Source organism: Niveispirillum sp. FG156, from assembly GCF_057809555.1.
This window is the reverse complement of the sequence record NZ_JBMDKE010000102.1, coordinates 1-345: the sequence shown is the minus strand read 5'-3', so window position 1 is coordinate 345 and position 345 is coordinate 1. Positions and strand designations below refer to the sequence as shown.

The following is a 345-nucleotide window of genomic DNA, read 5'->3' as shown; positions in this document are numbered from 1 at the left end:
GCTCCGAGACGGGCACCGGAACCAACACCGGCAGCACCGGCTCGACCGGTACCGAGACGGGCACTGGCTCCAACACCGGCAGCACCGGCTCGACCGGCACCGAAACGGGCACCGGCACCAACACCGGAAGCACCGGTTCAACCAGCCCCGAGACGGGCACCGGCACCAACACCGGAAGCACCGGTTCAACCGGCTCCGAGACGGGCACCGGCACCAACACCGGCAGCACCGGCTCGACCGGCACCGAGACGGGCACTGGTACCAATACCGGCAGCACCGGTTCAACCGGAACCGAGACGGGCACCGGAACCAACACCGGCAGCACCGGCTCGACCGGCACCGAGA

The 345-nt window shown here is 69.9% G+C and carries 1 protein-coding gene; it reads left to right on the top strand.

All coding sequences use genetic code 11. From position 1 onward, the window contains the following. Positions 1-345: hypothetical protein (locus ACODSP_RS28240; RefSeq protein WP_488968830.1), on the top strand; the 345-nt coding region annotated here is incomplete at both ends.